The sequence below is a fragment of the Enterococcus sp. genome (assembly GCF_022711995.1).
In the GTDB taxonomy this organism is placed as follows: Bacteria; Bacillota; Bacilli; order Lactobacillales; family Enterococcaceae; genus Enterococcus_D.
This window is the reverse complement of record NZ_JALAHI010000011.1, coordinates 1-6,918: the sequence shown is the minus strand read 5'-3', so window position 1 is coordinate 6,918 and position 6,918 is coordinate 1. Positions and strand designations below refer to the sequence as shown.

Sequence of the window (6,918 nt, the reverse complement as noted above, 5' to 3'; positions counted from 1 at the left end):
GCGACAAAGCTCATCAACATTTTTTTATTCAAAAGATTAAAACTTATAATCCAGTTTTTTATTTCATATATAAATCATAGTAAGCATCCATGATTTCTTTGACAATTTTCACGTTTGGATGTGAATTGGTAGCCGATTTAACCTGTGGTAAAACGACCGCAACTGCTACATCTGCATCATTACTTGGTCCATAAGCCACGATGTTTAAGTTAACCAAATTGATAGTTTTGCCGTTTTCATCAACAATCGGTGTTTCTGCCGTACCAGTTTTTGCTGAAAGTTCCATTTTAGCAGAAGCTAAACCTGTAGCAGTCGCCCATGCATCTGTTCCGTGAACGGCATCATAAAATCCATTTTGAATAATTTTCATCTGATCACTAGTTAACCCAACTTCGTTCAATACGGTAGGTTCTACCGCTGATTTCAAGCTTCCTAAACTACCTGTTTCATCATTCCCGTAGATGCCAGAAACAATGTGCGGCTGCAATCGTTTGCCACCATTCGCTACAGTTGCGGCATATTGAGCCAATTGCAAAGTCGTATAGGTATCAAACTGTCCGAAGGCTAAGTCAAGAATCTTCCCCCCATCACTGACAGTATCTAACTGATCAACCGGTGTACTGATTCCCGTTGCTTCACCCGGTAAATCGATCCCTGTTTTCGTACCCATACCAAATGAAGCAAAAGCCGTACGTAACTTTTTATAGGCTTCTGTTTGGCGATCAACCGTTGGGATCGAGATACCAGACTGATATTCGATGCCCATTAATCGTAGTGCCACTTGCATCATATAGGAGTTGGAAGAAACCTCTAGTGCTTGTTCAGCAGACAAGTTCCGATTATTCGCCCCGGTTGGGTTAAAAATCGAAGCTTTAACATCGGAACCAATCCGAATTGGTTGGTCATATAAAACTTCATTCCCATTTAAGACGCCATTCTCCCAACCCGCAGCTAAAGTTCCACCTTTAACAACTGATCCTGGAACAAAGGCATTGATAAAAGTACCAATCGCATTTTCTTGCAAATCCGTTGATTCGGCATCATGTTGGTAGCCTGACATCGCCAAGATTCCGCCAGTTTTTGGATTGATTGCTACGGCATAGACACCTGGTGAATACTCAGCAGCCCCAGAATCGATCAACGACTTAAAATTGTTTTGTAAAATTTCATCGACTGCTTTTTGGAACTTGGCATCGATCGTCAGTACAAGATTATCGCCTTTTGCCCCCGAATAGATTTCTTTTTGACTTTCAATATTATTGTTGTTATCTAAAGTGATCTGAGATTTTGATTTAGACCCTTGAAGGACTTCTTCATATTGCATCTCTAGGTAACTACGTCCTACACGATCATTTCGCGCATATCCTTTTGCCAAATACTCATCTAAATCTTCTTCTGGAATCCCTTGTGTTTCTGTTGTTACAGTTCCGAGCAGGCTTGCTAATGAACTGCCTTCAACGATTTTTCTCGTCCAATCTGTACCAGTAGAGACCCCTGGAAGTTCGGTCATATTTTCAGAGACAATGGCTAATTCTTTGTCTGTTACATCAGAATTTTTTAAATAGACCGTACTTAGAGATTGGGCACTGTTCATTCGTTTAAAAACAGTGGCTACTTTCAGCTGATCATCGCTAAATGCTATATCCTCATCGGTTACCTTATCGACCATTGCTGCATATTGTTCAGAAGTGCCGAGAGCTTTTTGCTTGGGACTTAATTGTTCTTGCGCTTTCTCCAAATTGTCAGGATCTGCCAACCAGAAATCTTTTAAATCTCGCTCAGTCAGATTCTTATCGATTGGAATCTTAATCAGTGTACATAATTTTTGCGCCGTCTTCAGCAAATCTTCAGCCGTCATTTTGTTTCCTCTGGTAAATGTGATCGCAGCATTCGCTTTATTTTCGACCAAAGCTTTGCCAGACGCATCATAAATCATGCCCCGTGGTGAGCTGCCATTTACTTCTACCACAGAAGATGCTTTTAATTGCTTCTCAATGTTATCGCCATTCACGATTTGTAAATACCCCAATTGCACGATCAATGCAACAAAAAGACCAAAAATCACAAAAAAGAGAAAATTCAATCGAAAGGGAACATGGGATTTACGATAAGTTTTTGACTTTGGCTCCTCAGGCCCTTTTCGTATATTCTTAATAACTTTATCTTTTAGATTCTTCATCTCTTCTATCCTCTCATTCCAAACTGCTTACCGTCTTATTTTACCAAAAAATTTCAATATAAACAGAAGAAATCATGATTCTCCAAGGATCCTTAGAGAAAATTATAAGAATTCGTTCTCAATCTTTGTAATGTTTCACAGTTACGCAACAACTGTTTTACTTGACAAAGAAATCTCCTTATATTTAAGCTTTCTTAAACTTTTACAATTCCGATCGTGTGAAACACATTTCCCTGTCGCATTTCTGTGGAAAAGTAAAAAGGCACTGTGCCATAAGTCTCCGACAAGTATCAATATCCGAACAGTCCCTAGTATTTGCTCCTGCGGTGTAGGGACTCCTCGTCGCAAAAGTCCGAGGAATCTATCGCAATAGCATATGATTCGGTTTAGCTTGTTGGATGATGACTTATGTCACAGTCCCTTTCGTACGTTCACTTAATATCCTGAGTAATTCTCAACATCTTCCTGATAACCTGTTTGATCGTTATAATTGCCTGATGTATCAGTGACTTCACCGCTATTATAGTTCGTATCATCATACAATTGATAGTTCGTATACCCATCAGTGTATTCATCCCCTTGAGACAACGTTTCACTGGTAGGCAAATCTAACTGTTCTTTTAATTTATTCTGCATTTCAAGTAATTGATTGATGCCTAGTAGCTGGTAATACACACCGTTCATCATTTGACCTTCACCTTGTAGTTGTTCTTGGTCAATCGTCGTAAACGCAGGTAAGTAGTTCGTAGCAATATCCATCATATCATCCCAAGTCAAATCTGTTTTTGAATTTTTTTCAACAGCTTTCAAAATTTTTTGATAATTGCTGACACCATCTAGACTCATTACTTTTTTAACGATCTTAGTGACAACTTCTCTTTGACGTTTTTGTCGTCCAATATCGCCTTCTGGATCTTGTTTACGCATTCGAGCATAGGCAAGACCAGTTTTTCCATCTAATGTAATGGTTCCTTTAGGCACATGTACGCCTTCCAACGTAAAATCAATTTCATTGGTCACTTCAATACCGCCAACGGCATCAATTAGATCCCGCATTCCTTGCATATTGATGGTAACGTAGTGGTCAATAGGTATGTCCAATAGATTTTCAACAGAATCCATTGACATCGCCTCACCACCAAATGCATAGGCGTGGTTCAGTTTGTCTAACGTACCATAACCAACGATTTGAGTATAAATATCACGATCAAGACTAACGATCGTCGATTGTTTTTTTGCAGGATTTACTGTAACAACCATCATACTATCTGAGCGCCCCTGCTCGGTTCTTCCTAACGCACCAGTATCGATTCCAAGTAAGAGAATTGAAAAAGGTTCTCTATCTTCAATACTGACTGCTATTTCCCGTTTTTTTGTTGTACGTTCTGCACTTTGAGTAATATTGTTGAACGTTTTATTTGTGTCATCGTAAACTTTCATTCCGTAAACTGTGACAACAACGACACCAGCTGCTAAAACAACTAGTAGTCCCAAGATCACTTTTTGATATAACCGCATCCTACACCTCTATCGCAATATTATTAGGTAATCGCTTAAATTTTGCCATAACTTTACAGTTTCAGCAATCTTGTTTCTTTTTTATTACAGAATCTTAACACGAATGCAACAGAAATGAAACGATGCACAGAACATCAGCTTTCCAATACAGCAGTTTCTATAGCCACCTTTTCAAAAGAAAGAAAACTACCCAAACAACAGAAAGTCGGTTCTAGCCCTCCTCCCCAATCATTTGGATAGTTTTCTATTCTTATTCTTAAATATAATCAACAAATCGCGCTCTGAACTTCATGTGTAAATGACTGCCAACGATCAGCAGCGTTATGGTTATTCCCCAAAAAATTAACGTATAAGTTGTTTTTTCCCAAACCCAAGCACGAGATAGAAAGGCATCTCTAAACCCTTCAATCAAATAGTAAAACGGGTTTAATTTCAAAATTTTAACAAGAACTACTGGCATATTTCGATTAGTAATATCCCAAATAGGACCAGAAACATAAAATAGTAATCGCAACACTGACTGTAAGAATATATGATAATCACGAATCAGCACTGTAATCGTCGCATTCAATAGTCCAAAAGCAAACAAGAAGATAACCATGGCAATAAAGTAATAAATAAACTGTAGCCAATAAATCGTCGGGGTTACTCCTGCTAATAAGAGTGAGCCTATTACAATAGCCACCATCGGGATATAAGACGACAAATTACTGATAATATTGATTGATGGTAAGATACTAACTGGAAATTTCATCTTCGCTACCATACCAACTTGTCGATGAATACTATTCGACGCTCCAAGTACAGAAGAATTGATATAGAACCAAGCAGTGATCCCAATCAACATCCAAATAATGAACGGGACGCCATCTATTTTACGGTTTCCATTAACCCCTAGCCCAAAAACCAAATAGTAAATACCAATTTGAATAGCCGGATTCAAAATTTGCCAAGCCAAACCTAAATAATGGCTCTGATACGTCGCTTTATCTTCATATCTGGACATACGGAAGATAATCCCCGCATGATTAAATTGTTCTTTTATAACTGCAGCAATCTCTTTCACAAAACTCTTCCTTTTCTATCTGGCCTAAATAAAGAATCATCATCTTCATTTGAATACTTCTACAATCGCGTCCACAGGATGCTTGATCGCATAGGTGATGGACCTACCACTAAAAGAAACTAGCGAACAAAATACTGTCCCTAAAATCACTAGACTCAATAGTCCTTTGGTTGGCAGTGACATCTTCTCCCCCAATGGTGTCCGTTTAAGATTTTTCTGAATCATCTGTTCAGACAGATTCTGTTCTTTCAGAAAGATATCATCTTGGCTTTCTTCAGCTAATTTGGTTAGATTAAATGACTTTTGATTTTCTTTGTACTTATCTTGATAGATTTTTTGCTCTTTTTTAGACTGTTTCTTGAATCCATCAATAAATTTGCGGTATTCCGCCATCACTTCTTCAGTTGGTCCAAACATACGCAAATCGCCATAATGCATCCAAATGGTGCGATCACATAATTTTTCCACTTGACCTAAAGCATGACTGACAAAGAAAATCGTTTTACCAGATTCCTTAAATTCCATGATTTTGTCCACACATTTTTGATAGAATGTTTCATCTCCGACGGATAATGCCTCATCTATAATTAAGATATCAGGATCATTGTGCACAGCAATGGCAAATCCTAAACGAGACTTCATCCCACTGGAATAACTCTTAACTGGTTGATTGATAAAATCGCCTAGATCTGCAAAGGCAACGATCTCATCCATCTTTGCATCGATTTCCTTATTCGTCATTCCAGACATCAGTGCTTTTAAGCGAATATTTTCTAAGCCAGTCAATTGATATTTCAAACCCGCTCCGATTGCAATGATTGACGTATCCCCATTGACTTCCATTGTGCCTGAGGTAGGAGGAATAATGCCACTGATGACATTGGAAAGAGTCGACTTTCCTGAACCATTAATCCCAATAATTCCTACCGATTCTCCGGCACGAACTTCGAAACTAACTCCCTTCAATGCCCAAAAACGTGGAACATTTCGATGGTAAAATTTGAACAATGCTTTCACTTTGTCTGATTTTTTTTTGTATAAGTCATATTCCTTTGTAACCAAAGTACTACGAACTTTAATCTCTTTTTCCACTTTCTTCATCCATTCTCAAAGAAATTCTTTTGATTTGGTACAACTCAAGCTACATCATATCATATTTTTCTGTAAGACAAAATAAACAACGAAAAACAACTAGAAAATTTTAAGAAAAAGTAGAGATGCAGCAATAAAAAAAGGCATCCAATCAAAGATGTCTTTTTACATTCGAAACTTAATTGTTTAATTTCAAATCTTTTTTGATCTGTGTCGTTGATATCTCAGGGGTTCTTGCCAGATAGACCACTTCAGCATCCGTTTCCTCTTGAATAAAATCAAATTTGCCAGCCCAATCATCACCCATTACAAAAGTATCAACATGATATTCTTTTACATCAGGAACTTTTTGCTCCCAACCTTTTTCAGGAATAACGAGGTCAACATAACGAATTGCCTCTAGCAATTGCTTGCGCTTCTCATAGGAGAAGTAGCATTTTTTCTGTTTCTCATCCCAATTGAATTCATCCGTGGATAAAGCCACAATTAAATAGTCCCCTTGTTCTTTTGCTCTTCGCAATAAATTGATATGCCCATAGTGTAAAAGGTCAAATGTTCCATACGTAATCACTCGTTTCATTAATTATCCCTCATTTTTGATCTATTTATCATACACTGAAGATATCAAATTCTACCACAAATAGCAAATCAAAAAAGCTGAAGTCTCCTCCAGCTTGTTCTTCATTAAAGTTTAGTGACCTCTGCAGCTTGTGGTCCACGAGCGCCTTCAACAATTGAGAACTCAACTTCTTGACCCTCTTCTAGCGATTTAAAGCCATCTCCTTGGATCGCTGAGAAATGTACAAAAACATCATCTCCACCATCAACTGTAATAAACCCAAAACCTTTTTCATTATTGAACCATTTTACTTTTCCATGTTCCATGCGTGTAAATCCTCCATTAATTAAAGTAAGACGCTTCCGTCCACATTATTATAGCTAAAAACGAAAGCGTTATCAATATGTTTCAAAAATAAAACTATCCAAACAGACAGAAGGAAGACTATTGTATTATGACAGTAGTTAAGGTGATAACAACGATTTTTCACTATTTCCTTTGTTT

General features: G+C 37.7%; 6 protein-coding genes. All 6 read right to left on the bottom strand.

Going from position 1 to position 6,918, the window contains the following annotated elements:
* Positions 1-58 precede the first annotated feature (58 nt).
* The 6 genes from Q0A12_RS00715 to cspD all read right to left on the bottom strand — a co-directional run bounded on the left by Q0A12_RS00715 (position 59) and on the right by cspD (position 6,740).
* Entirely contained in the window at positions 59-2,179 is a 2,121-nt protein-coding gene (locus Q0A12_RS00715; RefSeq protein WP_291290811.1) for a penicillin-binding protein 2, read from the bottom strand.
* Between the two features lie 435 nt (positions 2,180-2,614).
* Positions 2,615-3,697, bottom strand: a complete 1,083-nt coding sequence (locus Q0A12_RS00710) for an LCP family protein (RefSeq protein WP_291290810.1) — start codon at positions 3,695-3,697, stop codon at positions 2,615-2,617.
* Between the two features lie 256 nt (positions 3,698-3,953).
* On the bottom strand, positions 3,954-4,763 hold the full coding sequence (locus Q0A12_RS00705; protein ID WP_291290809.1) for an ABC transporter permease: 810 nt from the start codon (positions 4,761-4,763) through the stop codon (positions 3,954-3,956).
* Positions 4,764-4,808: 45 nt separating this feature from the next.
* Positions 4,809-5,864, bottom strand: coding sequence for an ABC transporter ATP-binding protein (locus Q0A12_RS00700; protein ID WP_291290808.1), 1,056 nt, complete (start codon positions 5,862-5,864; stop codon positions 4,809-4,811).
* A 169-nt stretch (positions 5,865-6,033) separates the two neighbouring features.
* Positions 6,034-6,435: a glycerol-3-phosphate cytidylyltransferase gene (tagD, locus tag Q0A12_RS00695; RefSeq protein WP_291290807.1), complete on the bottom strand. Its 402-nt coding sequence runs from the start codon at positions 6,433-6,435 to the stop codon at positions 6,034-6,036.
* A 104-nt stretch (positions 6,436-6,539) separates the two neighbouring features.
* A complete protein-coding gene (gene cspD / locus Q0A12_RS00690) occupies positions 6,540-6,740 on the bottom strand; it encodes a cold-shock protein CspD (RefSeq protein WP_208788004.1) in 201 nt (66 codons plus the stop codon).
* Between the last annotated feature and the right edge of the window lie 178 nt (positions 6,741-6,918).